Consider the following 22,639-nt stretch of genomic DNA (forward strand, 5'->3'; position numbering starts at 1 on the left):
TCACCTCTCATGCTATATGTTCTGTTTCTTTAATTTCATCAACACTTACGTAGTAACCATCGTCGTAATCGAATGAACGATAGATTAAGCAAGCTAAAATACCAACGCCGCCGATTGCTGCAAGCCAGAACCAGCTAAATACTAATGCGAAACCTGCAAGACCGAAGAATAAAGACGCAATAATAGGCACACCAGAGTTACTTGGCATGTGAATTGGTTTTAAATCTTCTGCTGCTGGTGTAACTGTTTCTCCGCGTTTTTTCATGTACCAGAAAGCATCAGCTTCTTTAATTTCAGGAAGCTTCGCGAAGTTGTAATGTTGTACAGGAGATTGAGTTGCCCATTCAAGTGTACGACCATCCCATGGATCTCCAGTTGTGTCACGTTCACCGTGACGTGCACTCCAAATTACGTTGTAGCAAAGAAGTAGGAAGCCGATACCCATCATTACCGCACCAACAGATGCGATTTGGTTTAGCCATCCCCATCCAAGACTTTCAGAGTAAGTGTACATACGACGAGTCATACCGTCTAAACCTAAGAAGTACATTGGGAAGAAACAGATGTTGAATCCGCTCATAAAGATCCAGAATGTCCATTTACCTAGGCGTTCATTTAACATATGACCAGTCATTTTTGGATACCAGAATGTGAATCCAGCAAGCATAGCGAATACTGTACCTGCAATTAATACGTAGTGGAAGTGAGCAATTAGGAAGTAGCTGTTATGGTATTGATAATCAGCTGCCGCCATTCCAAGCATAACCCCTGTAACCCCACCGACTACGAAGTTTGGAATAAATGCCAATGACCAAAGCATTGGAACTGTAAAACGAATACGTCCTTTATACAGTGTAAACAACCAGTTAAAGATCTTAACCCCGGTTGGAATCGAAATCGCCATTGTCGAAATCGAGAAGAATGAGTTAACCGCTGGACCTGCACCCATCGTGAAGAAGTGGTGAAGCCATACGACGAAACTTAGTAAAGAAATTGCAACCATTGAGTATACCATCGCACTGTAACCGAATAGACGTTTACGTGAGAATGTACTAATGATTTCAGAGAAAATACCGAATGCCGGTAAAATAACGATATATACTTCAGGGTGACCCCATACCCAGAACAGGTTGGCCCATAACATCGGCATACCGCCGCTCGCCATCGTAAAGAAGTGAGCATCGAATAGACGGTCAAATGTCATTAATGCAAGAGCAACTGTTAATACTGGGAAAGCGAAAATAATGATAATTGTTGTAATTAAGATTGACCAAGTAAACATTGGCATTCTCATTAAAGTCATACCAGGTGTACGCATTTTTAAGATAGTAACAAGGAAGTTAATACCGGTCATTAGCGTACCGAGACCTGAAATCTGTAATGCAATTGCGTAGTAGTTATTTCCTACACCAGAAGTAAACTCTGTACCTGCCATTGGGAAGTAAGAAGTCCACCCAGCGTCTGGAGAACCACCGATTACGAAAGCGATGTTAAATAACATTGCTCCGACAAAGAATAACCAGAAACTTAAAGCATTTAAGAACGGATATGCAACGTCACGAGCACCAATTTGTAATGGTACTACAAGGTTCATTAATCCCATAACGAATGGCATCGCCATGAAAAGAATCATAACTGTACCGTGTGTTGTAAAGATTCCGTTATAGTGTTCAGCGTTTAAATAAGTTGTTTCTGGGAATGTTAATTGTGCACGGATCATTAAACCATCCATACCACCACGGAATAACATGATAACCGCAGAAATAATATACATGGCTCCGATTTTTTTATGGTCAACAGTTGTCAACCATTCATCCCAAAGCCACTTCCATTTTTTATACTTTGTTAGTACGAAAATGATTGCTAATGTCACAAGAACGATAGAAGCGTCTGCACCGTAAATAATCGGGTCACCTGTGACAAAGAATTCATCAAGCTTCACTGTGTTCACTCCAATCTGTTGGAATAATAGCTATTATTTTTTGTTTTTGTAGTAGTTGTAATCACAATATTCAAGTGATTTTGGATCTACATAACTTAAGTGATGACTAGAGAATGTCATACGACCAACTACACCAGGTTTAACAATTTCGTTGTACTTATCTTCTGTTAGTTTAGGAGCAGTTTGTTGTACTTCTTTTACCCACTTGTCATACTTTTCTTTTGTTTTTGCTTCAACTTCGAACTCCATGTGAGTGAATCCTTCACCAGAGAAGTTCGCGCTACGGCCTAGGTAAGAACCTGGCTTATCAGCTTGTAAATAAAGATCCATAATCATGCCATCCATTGTGTACTTCATACCACCAAGTTCTGGTACCCAGAAAGCATTCATTGGGCCGACAGAAGTCAGTTTGAATTGAATTGGTACACCAGCTGGGATGTTTAAATAGTTAACGGTTTCAATTTTTTCCTCTGGGTAACTGAATAACCATTTCCAGTTTGCAGATGTAACATAAATTTCAACTGGTTTAATATGTTTGGACTCTTCCGGAACCTCTTCCGAAGCATAAGTTGCTTTTACTGTTGGGATCGATAATGCGATAACGATAATAACAGGAACAAGCGTCCAAATAATTTCTAATAATGTGTTACCGTGTTGTTCAGGTGGCTCGTAGTCCATATTCTCTGGTTTTTCACGATAACGAATCAAGATGACTGTAAACAGGATGAATACAATTGCGATAATTAATGACATAAGCAAGAATGACCAAACAATTAAATCATACTGTGCTTTTGCAACAGGTCCTTGCGGATTTAATACTGCGAGTTTCTTATCACAGCCACCGAGGAACAGAAGTAATGATAACGGAAGAAGCGAAGCCAACTTCCAAAATGCTTTCTTTAGTTGCACGATTGAAAATCTCCTTTCTCCTTGGATTGAAACTATGCCAATAAAACAATATAAACCTATTAATTTATAGAAGGCAATAGTTTTTGAGATATTGTTAAAAAATAGACACAAATGCACACTTTTTAAGGTGAATATCATTTGTAACTTGATTATATTGTAAACTATTTTCCAGAGAAAAACGTGATTGTGAAAATTTTAAGATAAATAAAGTTATACCAAGATATCCAATAAATAGAAAAAAGCTATCTTATTATAAGAAAGATAGCTGAATATTTTGTATATTTAGTTTATTTCCTGAGTTATACTTTTTTTCTGTTCAAATGTGACAACTTTTTTATATTTAACTTGGTATAAAATGTAGCAAATAATCATAAATGGAATTCCGCAATAAAGAGCAATTCTCTGATCTGGAATGAAAGCTAAACTAACAAATGTAATAAAGTTGAGTGAGAACGCTACGATTGGAACTATTGGATAAAGTGGTGTACGATATTTTAAGTCATTTATGTCGCCGCCATTTTTTACGAAATTTCTACGGAAGAAAAACTGTGAAGCCGCGATTGACATCCAAACGACAACGGCGGCCATTGCTGCAATAGATGTTAAAACTAGAAAGACAGTATCTGCCGCAAACACGCTTGTTAATAAAGAAAGGCTTGCAAAAATAAGACTGAAAATGAGTGCATTCAGTGGTACCCCTTTTTTAGTTAACTTCGTAAAAGCTGGACTTGCCATTCCTTGTTTTGCCATCGCCCAAAGCATACGAGAGTTTGCGTATAAACCAGAATTAGCTACGGATAATACGGCTGTAATAATAACAAAGTTCATAATGTCTGCTGCATATGGAACACCAGCTACATCAAATACAAGTACAAATGGACTTTCGACTAGATTAGCCTCTTGCCATGGGAGTAACCCTACAACAACTGATATTGCTAGGACGAAGAAGAATAGAGTTCGCCAAATTGTGTTTTTAATTGCTTTTGGAATTGTTTTTTCAGGATTTTCACTTTCTCCTGAAGCAATTCCGATTAATTCTGTTCCTTGGAAGGAGTAATTTACTGTAATCATTGTAAGAAGAACAGCTAATGCACCATTTGGAAATAGACCGCCATTTTCAGTGAAATTGTAAAGCATTGGAGCGGGTTTTCCGTTAAAGTCTAGTAGACCAAACATAACTGCACCACCAAGTACGACAAAAATAACAATTGTTGCAACTTTTACACTTGCGAACCAAAATTCTGTTTCTGCATATGCCTTTGCTGATAGAGCGTTCACAAGAAAAAGTGCTGCTGCAAATGTAACGCACCAAATCCACGAAGAAACGTCTGGAAACCATCGTTTCATTAAAATACTTACAGTTGTTAACTCTACTCCAACTGTAACAGCCCAATTTAACCAATACATCCAACCGACAACAAATCCAAAACCAGGTGAAATAAATTTGCTTGCATAGCTTTGGAACGAACCTGCTTCTGGCATAGCAACGGATAATTCACCAAGACATAACATCGTTAAATACATAACAAATCCACCGACTAAAAATGCAAGAATTGCACCACCAGGTCCAGCGTTATGGACGATTTGACCAGATCCCATAAATAGTCCAGTTCCAATAACGCCACCAAGTGCGATCATAAATAAGTGTCTACTTTTCATTGTACGTTTTAAATTTGTTTGTTCTACTTGTTGATTCATATGCCCCTCACCCCGTTATTTTCTTGTATGTATTAACTGGTTTTCATTCTGAGTGTTTAATCATTAGCGGGGGATGTGACACATACTCAATTTATTTGTTATGAAATGAATGGAGTATGTAAAAAACGAACTATGACTAAATACTCTAAGAATGTTTATTAACAAGGTGATATCTTCACTATGTTAATAATTTCGATTTTAGCAAAATGTTTCGAAAAAGTATATTGTTTTTTCTTTTTATTAAAAATAATTAGAATTTTATAACGATACAAATGTGAATAATAATTCACAGAATCTTTCTAGCAAACTAGTTAGAAGAAGGGTACAATGATAAGAGTTGTGTCTGTAAAATAATAATTAATGGAGTTTTGTTTATAATGAAAAAGTTAAAATATCTTTTTGTTTTTGGGATTATACTTGCGGCCGCGTTTTTTATAGGGAAAGATAAAATTATACAAAAGGCGCAAGTGCTACGCTTAGATTTTCTATCTGAAATGAAAGAATCAGCTATGATTGAAGATGTTCCATTTATAAAACAATTACCAGAATTACCTCGTGGATGTGAAGTGACAAGTTTGGCTATGTTACTGCAATATAAAGGTGTACAAGTAGATAAGCTGCAGCTTGCTAGCGAAATCCATCGTGTTCCATTTGAACAAAATGGTTTGCGTGGAAATCCTTATGAGGGATTCGTTGGAAACATTTATACGAAGGCTGAACCTGGATATGGTGTATATAATCAACCAATCTTTAATTTAGCAGAAAAATATGTTCCTGAAAAAGTAATTAATTTAACAGGTAGAGACATGCAAGATATATATAAAGTAATTAGTTCTGGATCTCCAGTATGGGTCATTATTAATACAACGTTTAAGCCACTAGCTGAAAGTAGTTTTGAAACATGGAATACGAGTTCAGGTGAAGTGAAAATTACATATTATGAGCATAGTGCAGTAGTAATTGGATATGATCAAAACTTTGTATATGTAAATGATCCTCTTAAAAACAATCCACGTTTGGCTGTTCCACGAGCGGAATTTGAGAAAGCTTGGGAGCAAATGGGAAAACAAGCAATTACTATTTTGTAATAAGGAAAAAGTCATCTTTTAGATGGCTTTTTATTTTTAAGTCTATAACACGGAAAATTCGGAATATTCTTTTAAAAGTTAATAATTCGCGTTATAATAACATTTAACTTGGTGAAGAAGGAGAGAAGAGAAATGGATGTTGCAAAGGAACTTGTTTTGTCAAAAAATCAGTTGGTTGAGTGGAGAAGGCATTTTCATAAGTATCCAGAGTTATCTTTTCAAGAAGAGAAAACATCGCAGTTTGTGTTCGACATACTTCAAAAAATCCCATATTTAGAAGTGTCACGACCGACTCAATATAGTGTGATGGCAAAGTTAGTAGGTAAACAGCCCGGTAAAACAATTGCGGTCCGGGCTGATATGGATGCTCTTCCTATTCATGAAGAAAATGATTTTGATTTTATTTCGACATATCAAGGTGTGATGCATGCATGTGGTCATGATGGACATATGGCGATATTACTTGGTGTGGTACATAAGTTAGTAGAGGAAAGAGAGAAGGTTAAAGGGGAGATTCGTTTTCTATTCCAACATGCAGAAGAAAATTTTCCTGGTGGCGCAGAGGAAATGGTTGCAGCAGGGGTAATGGAAGGTGTGGATTATATTATTGGTGCTCACCTGTGGGCGTCGTTAGAGGTTGGTAAAATAGGTGTAATTTATGGTGCGGCAATGGCTGCGCCGGATGTTTTTAAAATTACGATTGAGGGCAAGGGTGGGCATGCTGGAATCCCTCATGAAACTATTGATAGTATTGCAATCGGTACACAAGTTGTTTCACAACTTCAGCAAATTGTATCTCGCCTCACGAATCCGTTAGATTCTCTCGTAGTATCTGTTACGCAATTTCATGCCGGAACAACCCATAATGTGATTCCAGAACAAGCGGAAATTGAAGGAACAGTGCGGAGTTTAAGACATGAGTTGAGAGAAGAAACAGAGGGGAAGATTGAACGGATTGTAAAGTATATTACAGAATCTTACGGAGCGAAATATACATTTTCTTATGAATATGGATACCGACCAGTTGTAAATAATTATGAAGTTACAGAGCTTATTGAACGCACGGCATTGCAACTTTATGGACGAGACAGGGTTGTTCGTTTACAACCAACGATGGCTGGAGAAGATTTTTCAGCATTTTTACAAAAGGCACCAGGGACGTTCTTTTTTATCGGAGCAGGAAATAAAGAGAAGGGAATTATATATCCTCATCACCATCCTCGTTTTACGATTGACGAAGATGCACTGCCGATTGGCGTGGAAGTGTTTGTATCATCCATTATGAATTTCATAAATAAAGGAGAATGAGATGAAGAAAATACACGTGCTAGCACTTATTCCCGTTCTTTGTTTAGTAGTTGGACCAGTATTTGCAAATTCGGTCACTCCTTACGTACTAGGGATGCCATTTTTATTATTTTGGGTATTATTATCGGTGCTTATTACCTCTCTTTGTATGGGGATTGTGTACGTATTCGATCCTGCTAATAAGGGGGATATGGAATGACAGCATTATTTATCATTATTTTATTCTTATTTCTAGCGCTATTTTTAGGTATTCGGGCGCAGCGTGGAAAAGATATGAATTTAGAGCAATGGTCAGTTGGAGGAAGAGGATTTGGAACGATTTTCGTATTTCTTCTTATGGCAGGCGAAATTTATACGACATTCACATTTTTAGGAGGAAGTGGATGGGCGTATAGTAAAGGAGCGCCTACTTTTTATATTTTAGGTTATGGCGCACTAGCTTATATTTTATCGTATTTCTTATTACCGCCAATTTGGAAATATGCGAAAGAACATAACCTTGTTTCACAGCCAGATTTTTTTGCGAAGAAATATAGAAGTAAAGCGCTTGGATTAATTGTTTCAATTGTTGGTGTTGTTTCCATCATCCCATATCTTGTTTTACAGTTGAAGGGATTGGGGATTATCGTTTCAGAAGCTTCTTATGGAAGGGTATCACCCGTTGTTGCAGTATGGATTGGTGCTATTGTTATAACTATATATGTAATGGTTTCAGGTATACATGGATCAGCTTGGACAGCCGCTTTGAAGGACATTATGATCCTGTTTATTGTTATGTTTTTAGGTATATATTTACCGTATCATTATTACGGAGGGTTTCAGCCGATGTTCGAAGCTGTAGAAGCTGCGAAACCAGGATTTTTATCTTTACCTGAAGAAGGGATGAGTATTTCTTGGTTTGTTTCTACTATTATATTAACGGCCCTAGGTTTTTATATGTGGCCTCATACATTTGCTTCTGCTTTCTCTGCTAAAAATGAAAAAGTATTTCGTAAAAATGCGGCAATTATGCCATTGTACTCTTTAGTTTTACTTTTCGTATTTTTTGCAGGGTTTGCTGCTATCCTGCAAGTTCCTGGATTAAAGGGAGCAGATGTAGATCTTTCATTATTCCGTCTTGCTTTACAAACTTTTGATCCTTGGTTTATTGGAATTATTGGTAGTGCTGGGGTATTAACGGCATTAGTTCCAGCATCCATGCTTGTTATGGCCGCGTCTACATTGTTAGCGAAAAATATTTACCGAACGATGATCCCATCTGCTTCAGATAGACAAGTGGCTAAAGTAGCAAAATTATTTGTGCCTGTAGTAACGTTTATAGCAGTTTTATTTACATTTAAAGGAGGAGAAACAATAGGAGCTCTCCTTTTAATGGGATACAGTATTGTAACGCAACTTTTCCCTGCACTTGTATGTAGTTTGTTTCCACGTCAAATTATTACGAAGCAAGGGGCGATTGCAGGAATGGCGATTGGTCTGTTAGTTGTTGCATATATTACCTTGTCTGGTTCCACTATAGCTACGATGTTTCCGAGTTTCCCGCAGTATATAAAAGATTTAAACGTAGGTATAATCGCATTATTAATGAATATGATTGTGATGTTTGTAGTGAGTGGGATTACGAAAAGAGTATCTATAAAAACAGACAATATAATAGTAGAAAAATAACCTGTGCACGAGAGCTATCTTTGAAAAGAGATAGCTCTTTTTTGTATATATTTTCTTCTATTAGCGGAATCTAACTAAAAACTTGTTGAAAAGGAAGTTAGGTGGGGGAATTGTTAGAGTTAGAAGGTAACTTGTTTGAAGTTATGGAGGAAATTAGAGATGAGTTAGGTTCACCTAATGATTTAACAATTAGAGAAGTTGCTCTTGCTGGTAGTTTAACGCGCTGCGCTGTTATTTTTTTATGTGGGTTAACAGATAAGGATAATGTTTATAAATATGTAGTTCGTACGCTTCAATATGAAGAAATAAAAAAAGAAGCATCTATTGTTCAAACGTTATTGGATCGCTTTATTTCTATCGCAGAAGTCGGTATGAAAACAACATTTCCGGATATTATAAATGCGATTTTAGCGGGAGATACAGTTATATTAATTGATAATATTCAAACGGCTATTGTTGTTAACAGTAGAGCTTGGGAGAAAAGAAGTCTGGAGCCTCCAGTGACAGAAGATTTAATACGTGGACCAAGAGTTGGGTTAAATGAAGATATTAATGTAAATAAAATGTTAATTCGCCGTGGTTTACGTGATCCGAAGTTACGGTTTCAATCTTATATTATGGGGAAACGATCGCAGAAAGAAGTAACCTTAGTATATATAGAAGATATTATTAATCCGTATATTGTAAAAGAACTAGATCGGCGTCTTCAATCCATAGTGACAGATGTCATTTTTGAGACGGGAACGATTGAGCAATTAATTCAAGATAATAATTTGTCACCCTTTCCGCAGTTTTTAAATACGGAAAGACCTGATAATATTGTGGCTTCATTAGCGAAAGGAAAGGCAGCTATTTTGGTGGACGGATCACCGTTTGCTCTTATAGCTCCACTTGTATTTGTTGATATTTTTCAATCTGTCGAAGATCATTATGAGCGCTGGGTGATTGGAACGTTATTGAGAGTTTTACGGATGGTTTCTGGTATAATGGCAGTTTTGCTACCAGCTATGTATGTAGCACTTGTATCATATCATCAAGGGCTTATCCCATCTAAACTAGCTTATTCTATTGCGGGAGCCAGAGAAGGGGTACCATTTCCGGCATATATTGAAACATTAATGATGGCATTAACGATGGAGTTAATACGAGAAGCGGGAATTAGATTGCCAAAACCGATGGGACAAACAATTGGGATTGTAGGCGGTCTTGTAATTGGGGAAGCGGCGGTGAATGCAGGAATTGTAAACCCGTTCTTAGTTATTATTATTGCAGTTACTGCAATTGCTACATTTTCACTGCCTGTATATAGCATTACAATTACGTTTCGCATTTTACTTTTTGTTTTTGTATTAGCAGCAACTGCTTTTGGATTGTACGGAATCATTTTAGCTCTTATTTCACTTGCGATTCATATTACGAATTTAAAGAGTGTTGGTATTCCTTATACAACGCCTATTGCTCCTGCATTTTATAAAGATTGGAAAGAAGAACTTATTCGTATGCCAAAATCGATGTTGAAAGAGAGACCGGAATATTTACAAACAAAAGATTCTACAATACGTCCAAAGGAGCGAAAATAATTGAAACCATTTGAGTATGGCGATGAAGAGATTGGATCTCGGGAAATTGGGTTTGCGGTATCGTCAACCATTATTGGTATAGGGGCATTGTCTATGCCGAGAGATATTGCTGATCAAACTTTATTTTCGGACGGTTGGATTATTTTACTTTTGGGTGGATTGATATGTGCGGTTTTAGGTTGGTTTGTAACGAGGGTAGCTATTTTATTCCCAAAACAAAACTTTGTTCAATATACGAGTGCGCATTTGACGAAACCTGTTGCATACACAATTAGTAGCATCTTAGTATTAACATTTGCAGCTTTGACAGCATATGAATCGCGAATGATTGCGGTTATTTCACAAACATATTTATTTAGTGATACACCAATACAGCTATTGTCTTTCTTCTTCTTATTAGTTGTTATTTATGGAGTAGCTGGATCGAGAGCGGCTTTATTAAGGTTAAATGTTCTATTCTTGCCAATTGTTTTAATTGCGATAGTGCTTCTTTCTTTATTGAATGTGAACTTAATGGAAATAGATAATTTACTACCGGCTTTTCAAACGAATGTCAGTCAATATGCTGTAGGAGTTAAAAATTCTATTTTTACATTCATCGGATTTGAGGTAGCTCTGTTTTATGCTGTGTTGTTGAACGATAAGGCAGCGAAAAAAGCGCCAATGGCAGTTGCAAAAGCGGTGATGGTGAACGTATTGTCATACATTTTAATTTATGTAACTTGTATTAGTGTTTTTACATATATGACAACACGTGGATTGACATATCCAACAATTGAACTAGGAAAAGAAATTGAAATTGGTGGAGGGTTTTTAGAAAGATTTGATGCAATTTTTTTTACTACTTGGATTATTACTATTTATAACACGACAGCAATGTATTATGACGTCGCATCTTTATTATTTTGTGCTATGTTTCCGAAAGTGAAGAAACATATTTTCATTTTTGTAAGTGCCCCGATTATTTTTATGGTGAATATGATACCTAGTAATTTGAAGGAATTGTCAAGTTATGGGACTTATTTAGCTTGGATAGATATGGGGTTTGTCGTGTTAGCGCCTTTGTTAGTTTTTATTGTATATAAAATAAAAAGAAGGAATGGTAAAAATGAAACACCTTCTTAAAATAATAATGGTTATGGTTTTAGCTGGATCTATAAGTGGGTGCTCTGAGTTAGAAGAAATAGAAGAAAGAGGATTTGTAGTAGGTGCAGCTTACGATATTGTAAAGGCAAAGAAAGCAAATCCAATTATGAAAGGGACGTATCAGATGGTACTGCCCAGTAAATTGTCGCAACAAGGTGGACAAGGTGATGGAGATGGAGAAAATTATATTAATGTTAGTGCGAAAGCAGATAGTGTCTTTGAGCAAATCCGAATTATCGCCAAAAAAATTAGTCGTTCATTATTCTTTCCGCATATACAAGTGATTATTTTTTCTAAAGATTTACTAGCGAATCCATATGTTTTGCAAAATACGTTAGATGTATATATTCGCGATCATGAAATGAGAAGGAATATTCGTTTGTTCGTTTCTAAGAAAAATGCAGAAGCTATTTTAAAGCAGAGTGCCAAGCCTGAAAATTTGCCAGCGCAGTATATCGATATGTTAGCTGAACACCCTCCGAAAAATGCCCAAATGATTGAGGCTGCAAGAATTGGTGAAGTACAGGAAAAGATGATTTCCAATCGGAGTTTTGTATTACCTATTCTCGAACTAACAAAACAAGGGGTACAAATGAACGGGGCAGCGTTGTTTCGCGGGAAGGATAATAAGTGTGTAGGTATTTTGGGTGGGGAAGAAACATTAGGAATGAATTATATAATAGGTAAAAAAATTGGAGGTTTTTTTACCATTCGTAAAAAGGACCAACTTATTACATATGAAATTCATAAGCTGCGTCGGAAAATTAAAGTATCCACAATGAATGCTACAAAACCAAAGTTTGATATTCACATATCGCTGGAAGGCACATTGGCGGAGTTGCACTTTAGTGATCATAAAAAGGTTTTGAATGAAAAGCGTTTAGAGAAGGATATTTCGGAGGAAATGGAGAAACGCATCCAAAAATCGATTAAGCTTGTTCAAAAAAAATATAAGGTAGATGTATTAGAATTAGGAGAAGTGTATAAGAGACATAATTATAAAGAGTGGAAAAAAATAAGTAAGAATTGGGATCAAGGTCAGAATTATTTTAGTGATGCTGAAATTACTGTTCATGTTCATCCGATAATTGAGCATTCAGGTTCAGCTTTACCGAAGAGAGTGAAATAAGGTGATGAAAGTTGTTTACTGGATTAGGAATTAGTTGCACGATATTAATGGCGGTTCTTCCGGGAACCATATACTTCATCCATAAAAAACTCACAACGTATGGAGCGCAACCGTGGAAAGAAAAAAAGAAACCTGAATGATTTTCAGGTTTCTTTCGCGCAAAGCATATGTGAAGGGGGATACCTTCTATGTATGCTTTGTTTTTCTCCCGCGTTAATGGGCAGTAAGACTCTTACCTAAAAAAATCGGTGGAAGCAAGGTATTAGATAGGAAGTCAACTGCCCGTACACGCCCGATTAGTGAGGGCTAATACAAGCCCCTACTGAGTAAAATTTCACTTTATACTAGCCCTAACCAATGTACCAATTGTGTAGAGAGGAATGTAACAACAATGGCGATAACGGTAGGGATTGCAAATGATAAGAATGTCCATTTTGCACTTTTTGTTTCTTTATATATGTTAACTAGTGTTGTTCCGCACGGGAAATGAAGAAGGGAGAACAACATTGTGTTTAACGCTGTTAACCAAGTCCAACCGTTTTCTAAGAATAGATTTTTAATCTGATTAAAATCATCTATTTCAGTTAAAGATCCAGTTGATAAGTAAGACATTAATAAAATCGGAATAACAATTTCGTTAGCTGGTAGTCCAAGAATGAATGCAGCTAGAATAAAGCCGTCAAGTCCTAACATTTTAGCGAATGGATCTAGGAAGTTTACAAAATACATAAGCAGGCTTGTGTCACCGATGAAAATATTAGCGAGTAACCAAGTTAATGCAGCGGCAGGAGCAGCTACAACTATAGCTCGTTTTAAAACATAGATGGATTTATCGAGTGTTGCACGTACAATTGTATTCCAAATTTTTGGCTTACGGTACGGTGGTAACTCAAGTGTGTAGTGAGTTGGAACACCTTTTAAAGCTGTTTTCGATAGTACCCAAGAAACGGTTAACGTCATAATAACACCAATTACAACCATTCCAACTACAACGCCAGCGGTAACAAATGTTTGCATACTACCTGTATAACCAGCAGCCATAAATAGTGAAGCCATTAAAATTAACGTAGGCCAGCGACCGTTACATGGAACGAAGTTGTTTGTTAAGATAGCAAGCATACGTTCACGTGGCGATTCGATAATACGCGTTGACATAATAGCAGCTGCATTACAACCGAATCCCATTGCCATTGTTAAAGATTGTTTACCATGAGCACCAGATCGCTTAAATAAACGATCCATATTAAACGCAACACGTGGTAAGTATCCGTAGTTTTCTAATAGTGCGAACATAGGGAAAAAGATTGCCATAGGTGGTAACATAACGCTAATAACAGCACCGATACCACGGAATAAACCAAGTATTAAAATACCATGTAACCATTCAGGTGAATGCATTGCTTGGAACCAAGATGTTAAATATCCTTCTACCCATCCAAAGAACTCAGCAATCATATCAGATGGTACGTTAGCGCCTGCAATTGTAAGATAAAAAATGATAGATAAAATACCGAGCATAATTGGAAATCCCCAGATGGGAGATGTGAAAATTTTATCTAGTTTTTCGGAACGATACAATTTATCAGTATTTGTATATTGAACAGATTCTTTACATATGCTTGCAGATGTTCGGTAAATATCTCCGACAATATCATCTCGTATATCTTCTTTTGATAGTGTTTGTGCATGTTGAATAATATAGTCCAATGGAAGAGCTTTACTGGCTGAGTGAGATTCCATTTATTACGACCTCCCTTACAAGTGGTTCATTATGGTGTTTTTGAAGTGTAGTTAAGAAATTTTTATCCCCATCTAATATACGTAACGCAATCCAGCGTGCTGGATACGCATCACCGAACACTTTATAAATTTGTGGTTCTAATTCCTGAATCATATTTTCGATTTTTTCGCTGTAAGTAATTTTAATTGGTGCTGGAATTATTTTTTTATTTGCTACTTTAGCGATGACATTTAGTAAATGCCCGATACCAATTCGGTTTCGAGCTGAAATCTTTACTACCGGTACACCGAGTGATGTTGCTAATTTCTTTTCATCAATAACGATGCCTTTTTTCTCAGCTTCATCAATTAAGTTAATACAAATAACTACGTTGCTCGTCATTTCCATCACTTGGAGTGCTAAATTTAAATTTCTCTCCATAGCAGTTGCGTCTATAACAACTACAGTGACTTCTGGCTTTTCAAAGATAATATAATCTCTCGCCACTTCTTCATCCGCAGAGTTTGAATATAGTGAGTAAGTTCCAGGTAAATCTATTAATGTATATTTATTTCCGTTATGTTCATATTCCCCTTCGGCCTTTAAAACAGTTTTTCCCGTCCAGTTTCCAGTATGTTGTTTTAAGCCTGTTAAAGTATTAAATAATGTACTTTTCCCGGTATTCGGGTTGCCAGCTAAAGCAATACGGTGGTTGCTCATCTGAAATCATCTCCTATTAATACCCCGAAAATAAGGGAGCTTTCTTCTTTCCGCAGTGCAATAGTTGTATTGCTTACTTGATAAGCGACCGGATCTCCAAGTGGACTGCGCTGTAATACTTTAATCGTTGCCCCAGGGATAAACCCTAGATCTAATAAACGTCGTTTCATAGTTCCTTCTAATTGTATCTTCTCAATTTGTACAAACTCTCCTGTTTTAAATGCAGAAAGTGGTCTTGTATTAGCCGATACCATAAAAGTTACCTCATCTCTATATTGTTAGTTTAAGTTTAAAAAGTTTCCTTAGGTAAACTTTTTGCTACTAATATAGTAGACTACATTGAATGATGCTGTCAATTAGTACTTTAAAAATATTCAATTATTTTTAGAATTGTTCCAATTTATTTAGTTGTACTAAAAAAAAATACTGAAATTCTGTTTAATGTAAATAAAATGAGATTGTAAAAGTTAAAAATATAGTGGATTTGTAAATATATTTTTAACTAAAAGGTGAAAAGAAAGAAAAACATTTACATTGAGTTTACATTATTAAGAATAAATTTACATTACAGCTCGTTTAGTGTGGATTTTGTTGGGTTCTTTAACTACAAATGTTGGAATTCCTAGCTTTTTAGGATTATTATCGCCATTTACTTAAAATTAAAAATTGCTTAACACTCACATAATATTGTTGTCCTACAATGAATTTGTGTTCGAAAAAAGTAGACGAATGTGAAAAGTGATAATCCAAATGGGGGTACAAGACATGGTTATGAAAAAGGGTATTAAATTTTCTTTAGCAGCTTTAGTGGTAGCAGGAGCATTAGTTGGATGTGGGAAAGCAGAAGATACAGCTAGTAAAGATAATGCTAAAGGAAGCGATAATGCAAAACAAGAATTGTCAGGTACGATTGCAGCTGCAGGTTCTACAGCGCTTCAACCTCTTGCAGAGGAAGCTGGAAAGAAATTCATGGAGAAAAATTCAAAAGTTTCTATTCAAGTTCAAGGTGGCGGTAGTGGAACAGGGATTAACCAAGTAGCATCTGGTGCAGTACAAATTGGTAATTCGGATGTTCCATCTGGAGATAAAATAAAAGATGCTGATAAAGCAAAAGAATTAGTAGATAACAAAGTTGCGGGTATCGCATTCGCGCTTGTCGTAAATAAAGATGTAAAAGTTGATAACTTAACAGTACAACAAGTACAAGATATCTTCACTGGAAAAGTAACGAATTGGAAAGAGGTTGGCGGGAAAGACGAAAAAATCAACGTAATTAACCGTCCAGCTTCATCTGGTACACGTGCTACTTTTGAAAAGACAGTGATGAAAGACGCGAAAATTAATGATGGAACTGGTACGACACAAGATTCTAATGGTGCTGTAGAGCAAGCGATTAACTCTACTCCAGGTTCAGTGAGTTACTTAGCAATGTCTTACATGGTTGGTGAGAAAAAAGGTGCGCTACAAACGGTTAAAATTGATGGATCTGAACCAAAAGTTGAGAACATCGCTGCTGGTAAATATCCATTCTGGTCTTACGAGTACATGGTAACAAAAGGTGAGGCAAAAGAAGCAACAAAAGCTTACATTGACTATGTAAAAGGTAAAGATTTCGAAAAGCAAGTAGAAGATATGGGTTACATTCCGATGTCTAAATTAAATAAGTAATAAAATTTATGGGGCTGGCTGCAAGGTCAGTCCTGTTCATTTCAATTTATGAAGTGGGGTCTGTCCTGTGATGAAGGGGAAAAAACAAATAAATTACGTAAAGAGTGAATATATAGGAAGATCACTCGTTACGTTTTGTGGTATTTTTATTGTTTTAGTTACATTAGCTATTATTGCGTTTATTTGTGGTAAAGGAATTCAATCTTTTACGCAAAGTGGTATCTCATTTACTGAGGTATTAACATCGACAAAATGGAATCCGAACGCTGACGAAGGAACCTTCGGAGCTGTAATTTTTATTATAGGTTCAACATTGGTTTCGATAGGTGCAGTTATTATTAGTGCGCCAATTGCTATAGCTCTTGCTATATTCATGAATTTAATTTCGCCGAAGTTCGGAAATAAAGTATTGAAGCCTGTTTTAGAACTATTAGTTGGTATTCCTTCAGTTGTATACGGATTATTAGGGGTTACGATTTTAGTGCCACTATTACGTGATTCGTTTGGAGGAGTGGGCTTTAGTTTAATTGCGGGTATTATTGTCCTAAGTATTATGATATTACCTACTATTGCTAGTATCGCTTCTGATGCAATACGCTCTGTTCCATTTGATTATTTAGAAGCTTCTTATGGTCTAGGATCAACGAAATGGCAAGCGATTAGTCGAGTGATTGTTCCTGCTGCAAAACAGGGGATTTTAACAGGTATAGTTTTAGGGTTAGCGCGTGCTTTTGGTGAAGCGTTAGCGGTTCAAATGGTAATCGGGAACACGATTAAATTACCAGAAGGAATATATAGTCCAACAGCAACGTTAACGGGTATTCTGACAATGGATATGACGAATACATTGAACGGAACAGCTTGGAACAATGCGCTATGGACATTAGCGATGATTTTGCTTGTTATTTCATTCCTGTTTATTTTAGTAATTCGAGCGATTGGTCAAAGAGGTGAGCGATAATAATGAATGCAAGAACGGTAAATAAAGTTTGGACAGGTATCTTTTATGCGGTTGCGGCTTTAGTTGTAGCTTTGCTAGTGTTCTTAGTGTTTGAAATTTTACAAAAGGGATGGGGATTTTGGGATCCTAATTTCTTGTTTGGAGAACCAAGCAATACAAGAGCTGGTGGTGGGATTGGTCCGCAGTTATTCAATTCCTTCTATATGCTTGTTATAACGCTTATTATATCTATTCCTCTTGGATTAGGTGCTGGAATATATTTAGCGGAGTATGCAAAACAAGGTCGATTTTTAAGTTTTGTTCGTTTATGTATTGAAACAATGGCGTCTTTACCTTCTATTGTTGTTGGTTTATTCGGTTTGTTAGTGTTCGTTACAATGACAGGCTGGGGATACACGGTAATGGGTGGTGCTTTAGCTTTAACTATTTTAAACTTACCAGGTTTAACGCGTGTGTGTGAAAATGCGATTTCAGAAGTTCCTCATAATGTAAAAGAGGCGAGTCTTGGATTAGGTGCGACAAAGTGGCAAACGATCGCGCGTATTATTATCCCGTCGTCATTACCGCAAATTATTACAGGTGTTATTTTAGCGGCTGGCCGTATATTTGGTGAAGCAGCGGCATTAATTTACACAGCGGGTTTAACATCTCCAATTTTAAATTCAGCAGCGGACTTCTCAAGTCCTGCGCATCCTTTAAATCCATTTAGACCAGCTGAAACGTTAGCGGTTCATATTTGGAAGTTGAATTCTGAAGGGATTATCCCGGATGCGAAGTTGATTGCGACAAAATCTGCAGCTGTATTAATTATTATGGTATTACTATTCAATGTTATTTCACGCTTGATAGCATCTTTATTGCATAAGCGTTTTACAGGAACGAAAAGAAAAAGTAAAACGACGAAGAAGGTAAAAGCGGCATAAGTTATAAAGAAGAACTCTCTATTTATAAGTAGGGGGTTCTTTTTGTATTTTAATATAGAAGAAATGGATATAAAGGGGGGGAGTAAAAGACCTTCAAATAACGAATATCTTATTGTAGACTTTGGTCAACCTATAGAGCGATATGCGCAAAAGAAGGATGGATTATATGGGTAGGTAAAGAAAAGGCGTTATCTTCATTCGTGAAGATAACGCCTTTTTACTTTAAATATCAGGTGTTTCTGTAGATGTACTGATTTTTCTGCGTGAACGTCTTTTTCTACCGATTTTATCCAGTAATTCGTACATAACAGGAACGACTACTAATGTAAGAACAGTTGAGACTGCCAAACCGCCGATTACAACAACTGCCAAACTTTTTGATACCATACTCCCTGCTTGAGATTGACCGAATAGGAGAGGGAGCATAGCAACGATTGTTGTTACAGCTGTCATAATAATTGGACGAAGTCTCGTGGACCCAGCTTCTAGTAAGGCGTCCCTTGTTTCCATGCCATTTTCTCGATTTTGTTGCACTCTTTCTATTAATACAATTGCATTTGTGACGACAATCCCAATTAACATTAATGCGCCAATTAAAGAATTTATATCGACAGGTGTTCTTGAAATGATTAATCCTAAAATACCACCGACAGCAGCTAATGGTAAGGAGAATAAAATTGCAAAAGGAGCACGCGCTTGCCCAAAGGTGATAACCATAATTAAATATACAATCCCAATTGCAATCCCCATGATTTTGAATAAATCTGTGAAGTTCTCTTGCATAGATTCAGTGGCGCCGGCGATATTTACTTTTGCTCCACTAGGTAAATCTAAGTTGGTTATCGCATTGTTTACTTCTGCGCTTACTTTACTTAAATCTTCACTTGAGGCTTCAGCAGTAATTTGAATTGTTTCTTTTCCGTCTTTATGGAAAATTTCTGTTTGAAGTTGTTTTTCTGAAATAGTTGCAATGTCCTTTAAAGGAATTGGTCCGTTAATAGGTGACAGTATGTTTGCGTTTAAAATATCTGTTTGTTTATTAATATTTTCTTTTTTGTGATCTATCATAATAGTAGTTTTTTCATTGTTAATTGAAATTTCACCAATAGGCGATTTCTTCATAAGGAATGCTACTTGTTGTGCTGCTAATTCTGGGGTTAAACCTAATTGTTCGGCTTTTGTTTGATCAATATGAATTTGCCATTCTTTCTTAGAGTCTTCTAAATTCGTTTTTACTTTAGAGAGAGCATCCATACTCTTTAGTTTTGTTTCGACGATGTTAGCGGCTTTTTTTAGATTCGTTTCGTTAGTAGCAGTTACGTTAAATTGTAAATTGTTACCCCCACCAGAGCTTGAATAACTCGTTTTTATATAATCAAGTTCGGCAGGTTCAAAAGATTTATGATCTTTCTTTAAGTCTTTAATATATTGGTCGATATTAGACCCCTTTTTGAAGACTACAAATATACTGGCAAGATTATTTTTAGTCGTTTGCCCCCATTGTGCATCTTCTGCGCTAGATCCCATTCGTAAAATAACATCTGTTACATCAGAATTAGAGAGTAGTTTCTTTTCGAAGTCAAAGGCTTTTTGCTTTTGAGATTCAGAATTATAATCAGCTGGAAACGTCATATTAACGGATAACATTGTATCATCTTCGGACTTTATGTTCGATTTTGGTAGTAATATATATGCAGCGATTGATCCCGCAAATAATAAAAATGAAGTTAGTAGAATAATAAATTTATGAGAAAGAGCCCACTTTAATGTAGCTACATATCGTGGTGAAGAGCTCGGCTTGCGATGCTTTGTTTTTTTGAGTAGTAAAAAAGCCATAAGTGGAACAACTGTTAATGCGACGATTAAAGAAGAAAGGATAGAATATACAACTGCTAATACCATAGGTAACATTAATTTTCCGATTACTCCTGATACGAGGCCGATAGGTAAAAAAACAGCGACCGTTGTTAAAGTAGAAGAAGTGATTGCGACGGCAACCTCTTTCGTTGCATCGATAATAATATCTTTAGAGAAAGGTTCTTTTTGTAAACGGCGAAAAATATTTTCGATGACAACGATACTATCATCGACGAGACGTCCAACTGCAACTGCTAAGCCACCGAGAGTTAAAATGTTAAGTGTGATGTTAGATTGGTGTAGTAATAAGAGTGTTAATAAAATAGATAATGGAATACTGACAACAGCGATGAGTGTCGTTCGGAAGTTACGCAAAAAGATTAAGATAATTAGAGTAGCGGCGATTGCGCCAAGGATTACTTCTTTTCCCATACTAGTAACAGCATTTTCGACTTGTTCATGAGTTGAGGCTAAAAGTTTAATGGAAAACTGATCTTTATATTGCTTACTTATGTCTTTAATTTTTTTATCAATCTCTTTTCCAATTGCAACCGCGTTTTTACTCGGCTCTTTCATGATGATTAATCCTGTTCCTTCTTCTCCGTTTATGTGTGATATTGTATCGTAGTTTTGTTTCAGTTCAATTTGAGCAATATCTTGCAATTTCACTTGAGGTGCTACGGTGATGTTTTTAATCTCATTTATATTTTTTACTTCCCCGATGACACGAAGATTGTATTCTTCTTTATTAACAGTAATTGCTCCAGTGGGAGTGGAAGTTTCTTTTCCCTGTACAACTTTTAATACTTGCTCTGACGTTACGTTTTTATCTTTTAGTTTGTTAGGATCAAGAACGATGGATAATTCGGAAGTTGATTTTCCGAAAAACATGACATTGGCAACACCATCAATGCTTTCGAGTTGTGGTACGATTTCTTTCTCGATTTGTTTTTCGTCAGCTTTTGAAAATCCATTTTGCTTCTGAATGGTAATTTGAGCGAGTGGAATCATAGAAGTATTTAATTGGCTAACTACAGGTTTAGTTACATCTTTAGGTAATTTAATCGTATTAATTGCTTTTTCGACTTCGCGTGCTGCATCTTTCATATTTGCCTTGGATGTATATGCAATGTCGATGCGTGATAATCCTTCGTGTGTGGAGGAAATGATGCCATCAATATGTTCTAAATTACGAAACTGTTTTTCAAGGGGATCAGTTACGTCTTTAGTCATCGTTTCAGCATCGAGCCCTTGAGATAATGTTGTGACAGTTATTGCAGGGTTATCGATGCTTGGTAAAAATTCCATAGGTAATTTAGAGCCGGAATAAACACCGAGTATGGAAATGAGAAAAACCATGATAATAATAGCAGCTCGGTTTTTTAATGAAAATTTTGTTAACCTATCCATAAGATAATTCCTCCATTAGTATTTATAGTTTTGTGGGCACTTTCTTACTATATAACAAAAAATGGATATTTTTCATTAATTAAATGTAAAAAAATTCTAACAACAATCTTAAGATAATGTTTTTGGTGAGATTGTATTATTTGTATAAAGTGCAATTTTTGATGGGGGAGGAAATTGTTCGTTCGAATTGCTTTTTAATGTGGATTGATTCGTTTCTTACGGCTAATTTATATCGTTATTCTATAGGGAGTAAATGATTATGAACTTTAATATAGAAGAGAATGAAAATCTGAGAAGTTATTGTGACCTACAGTTTGGTTGCTCGGAGTGTATTGGTATACAATCAAAATACCTGTTTTCAGTAGAGAGGATAAGGAGTCCTTACATAGAAGAAAGTAGGATAGGTGATTTTTTTATTTTTTTTATAAAAAGTACTTGTTATTTCGAAATCACGATGGTATATTAATAAACGTCGCTGATGCGGAAACGCAGAAAACGACAAAAAGAAATTAAGAAACATTGTTGACATCGAAAAATGAAGATGTTAATATGATGAAGTCGCTTATGAAGCGGCGGACAAGTTCTTTGAAAACTGAACGAAACAAACAACGTGAAACGTCAATTTTTATTTTTAGATGCTAGACAAACTAACTTTATTGGAGAGTTTGATCCTGGCTCAGGATGAACGCTGGCGGCGTGCCTAATACATGCAAGTCGAGCGAATGGATTGAGAGCTTGCTCTCAAGAAGTTAGCGGCGGACGGGTGAGTAACACGTGGGTAACCTGCCCATAAGACTGGGATAACTCCGGGAAACCGGGGCTAATACCGGATAATATTTTGAACTGCATGGTTCGAAATTGAAAGGCGGCTTCGGCTGTCACTTATGGATGGACCCGCGTCGCATTAGCTAG

17 protein-coding genes and 1 rRNA gene are annotated in these 22,639 nt (G+C 36.3%); 11 read left to right on the top strand and 7 right to left on the bottom strand.

Going from position 1 to position 22,639, the window contains the following annotated elements; translation table 11 throughout:
* Nucleotides 1-7: 7 nt before the first annotated feature.
* The 3 genes from qoxB to JDS92_RS09320 all read right to left on the bottom strand — a co-directional run bounded on the left by qoxB (nucleotide 8) and on the right by JDS92_RS09320 (nucleotide 4,549).
* Complete coding sequence (gene qoxB / locus JDS92_RS09310; RefSeq protein WP_000762376.1) at nucleotides 8-1,942, bottom strand: cytochrome aa3 quinol oxidase subunit I; 1,935 nt, start codon at nucleotides 1,940-1,942, stop codon at nucleotides 8-10.
* A gap of 33 nt (nucleotides 1,943-1,975) precedes the next feature.
* On the bottom strand, nucleotides 1,976-2,851 hold the full coding sequence (locus tag JDS92_RS09315; RefSeq protein ID WP_001176160.1) for a cytochrome aa3 quinol oxidase subunit II: 876 nt from the start codon (nucleotides 2,849-2,851) through the stop codon (nucleotides 1,976-1,978).
* 282 nt (nucleotides 2,852-3,133) lie between these two features.
* Entirely contained in the window at nucleotides 3,134-4,549 is a 1,416-nt protein-coding gene (locus JDS92_RS09320; RefSeq protein ID WP_199631856.1) for an amino acid permease, read from the bottom strand.
* A gap of 377 nt (nucleotides 4,550-4,926) precedes the next feature.
* Between JDS92_RS09320 and JDS92_RS09325 the strand changes: the two genes are divergently transcribed.
* The 7 genes from JDS92_RS09325 (at nucleotide 4,927) to JDS92_RS09355 (ending at nucleotide 12,468) form a co-directional block, all read left to right on the top strand.
* A complete protein-coding gene (locus tag JDS92_RS09325; RefSeq protein ID WP_199631857.1) occupies nucleotides 4,927-5,637 on the top strand; it encodes a C39 family peptidase in 711 nt (236 codons plus the stop codon).
* A 132-nt stretch (nucleotides 5,638-5,769) separates the two neighbouring features.
* Complete coding sequence (locus JDS92_RS09330; RefSeq protein WP_173781592.1) at nucleotides 5,770-6,945, top strand: amidohydrolase; 1,176 nt, start codon at nucleotides 5,770-5,772, stop codon at nucleotides 6,943-6,945.
* A gap of 1 nt (nucleotide 6,946) precedes the next feature.
* Complete coding sequence (locus JDS92_RS09335; protein ID WP_000719865.1) at nucleotides 6,947-7,144, top strand: DUF3311 domain-containing protein; 198 nt, start codon at nucleotides 6,947-6,949, stop codon at nucleotides 7,142-7,144.
* A complete protein-coding gene (locus JDS92_RS09340) occupies nucleotides 7,141-8,613 on the top strand; it encodes a sodium:solute symporter family protein (RefSeq protein ID WP_000125691.1) in 1,473 nt (490 codons plus the stop codon). Before JDS92_RS09335 ends, JDS92_RS09340 begins: the two co-directional genes overlap by 4 nt.
* A 101-nt stretch (nucleotides 8,614-8,714) precedes the next feature.
* The gene (gene gerLA, locus JDS92_RS09345; RefSeq protein ID WP_002042673.1) at nucleotides 8,715-10,193 is read left to right on the top strand and encodes a spore germination protein GerLA; all 1,479 of its coding nucleotides are present in this window, start codon (nucleotides 8,715-8,717) and stop codon (nucleotides 10,191-10,193) included.
* The gene (gene gerLB / locus JDS92_RS09350) at nucleotides 10,194-11,318 is read left to right on the top strand and encodes a spore germination protein GerLB (protein WP_000801987.1); all 1,125 of its coding nucleotides are present in this window, start codon (nucleotides 10,194-10,196) and stop codon (nucleotides 11,316-11,318) included.
* Complete coding sequence (locus tag JDS92_RS09355) at nucleotides 11,302-12,468, top strand: Ger(x)C family spore germination protein (protein WP_141554649.1); 1,167 nt, start codon at nucleotides 11,302-11,304, stop codon at nucleotides 12,466-12,468. The genes gerLB and JDS92_RS09355 overlap by 17 nt, the downstream gene beginning before the upstream one ends.
* Nucleotides 12,469-12,807: 339 nt before the next feature.
* Here the strand turns inward: JDS92_RS09355 and JDS92_RS09360 are convergent, their stop codons facing one another.
* From JDS92_RS09360 to JDS92_RS09370, 3 genes are read right to left on the bottom strand one after another with little or no spacing between them, the layout of a single operon-like run.
* Entirely contained in the window at nucleotides 12,808-14,208 is a 1,401-nt protein-coding gene (locus tag JDS92_RS09360; protein ID WP_000443614.1) for a nucleoside recognition domain-containing protein, read from the bottom strand.
* A complete protein-coding gene (locus JDS92_RS09365) occupies nucleotides 14,186-14,908 on the bottom strand; it encodes a FeoB small GTPase domain-containing protein (RefSeq protein WP_098911616.1) in 723 nt (240 codons plus the stop codon). Before JDS92_RS09365 ends, JDS92_RS09360 begins: the two co-directional genes overlap by 23 nt.
* Nucleotides 14,905-15,162, bottom strand: coding sequence for a FeoA family protein (locus JDS92_RS09370; protein ID WP_000252995.1), 258 nt, complete (start codon nucleotides 15,160-15,162; stop codon nucleotides 14,905-14,907). Before JDS92_RS09370 ends, JDS92_RS09365 begins: the two co-directional genes overlap by 4 nt.
* Nucleotides 15,163-15,673: 511 nt before the next feature.
* Here JDS92_RS09370 and JDS92_RS09375 point away from each other — a divergent pair.
* From JDS92_RS09375 to pstA, 3 genes are all read left to right on the top strand, one after another.
* Entirely contained in the window at nucleotides 15,674-16,576 is a 903-nt protein-coding gene (locus tag JDS92_RS09375; protein WP_000245100.1) for a phosphate ABC transporter substrate-binding protein PstS family protein, read from the top strand.
* 70 nt (nucleotides 16,577-16,646) lie between these two features.
* Nucleotides 16,647-17,537, top strand: a complete 891-nt coding sequence (gene pstC / locus JDS92_RS09380; protein ID WP_000676684.1) for a phosphate ABC transporter permease subunit PstC — start codon at nucleotides 16,647-16,649, stop codon at nucleotides 17,535-17,537.
* Between the two features lie 2 nt (nucleotides 17,538-17,539).
* On the top strand, nucleotides 17,540-18,460 hold the full coding sequence (gene pstA / locus JDS92_RS09385) for a phosphate ABC transporter permease PstA (protein WP_199631858.1): 921 nt from the start codon (nucleotides 17,540-17,542) through the stop codon (nucleotides 18,458-18,460).
* A gap of 222 nt (nucleotides 18,461-18,682) precedes the next feature.
* Here the strand turns inward: pstA and JDS92_RS09390 are convergent, their stop codons facing one another.
* On the bottom strand, nucleotides 18,683-21,727 hold the full coding sequence (locus tag JDS92_RS09390; protein ID WP_199631859.1) for an efflux RND transporter permease subunit: 3,045 nt from the start codon (nucleotides 21,725-21,727) through the stop codon (nucleotides 18,683-18,685).
* A gap of 653 nt (nucleotides 21,728-22,380) precedes the next feature.
* Here JDS92_RS09390 and JDS92_RS09395 point away from each other — a divergent pair.
* Nucleotides 22,381-22,639, top strand: a 16S ribosomal RNA gene (locus JDS92_RS09395); the annotation flags it as partial.

The organism is Bacillus cereus group sp. N12, from assembly GCF_016483575.1.
Lineage (GTDB): Bacteria > Bacillota > Bacilli > Bacillales > Bacillaceae_G > Bacillus_A > Bacillus_A toyonensis.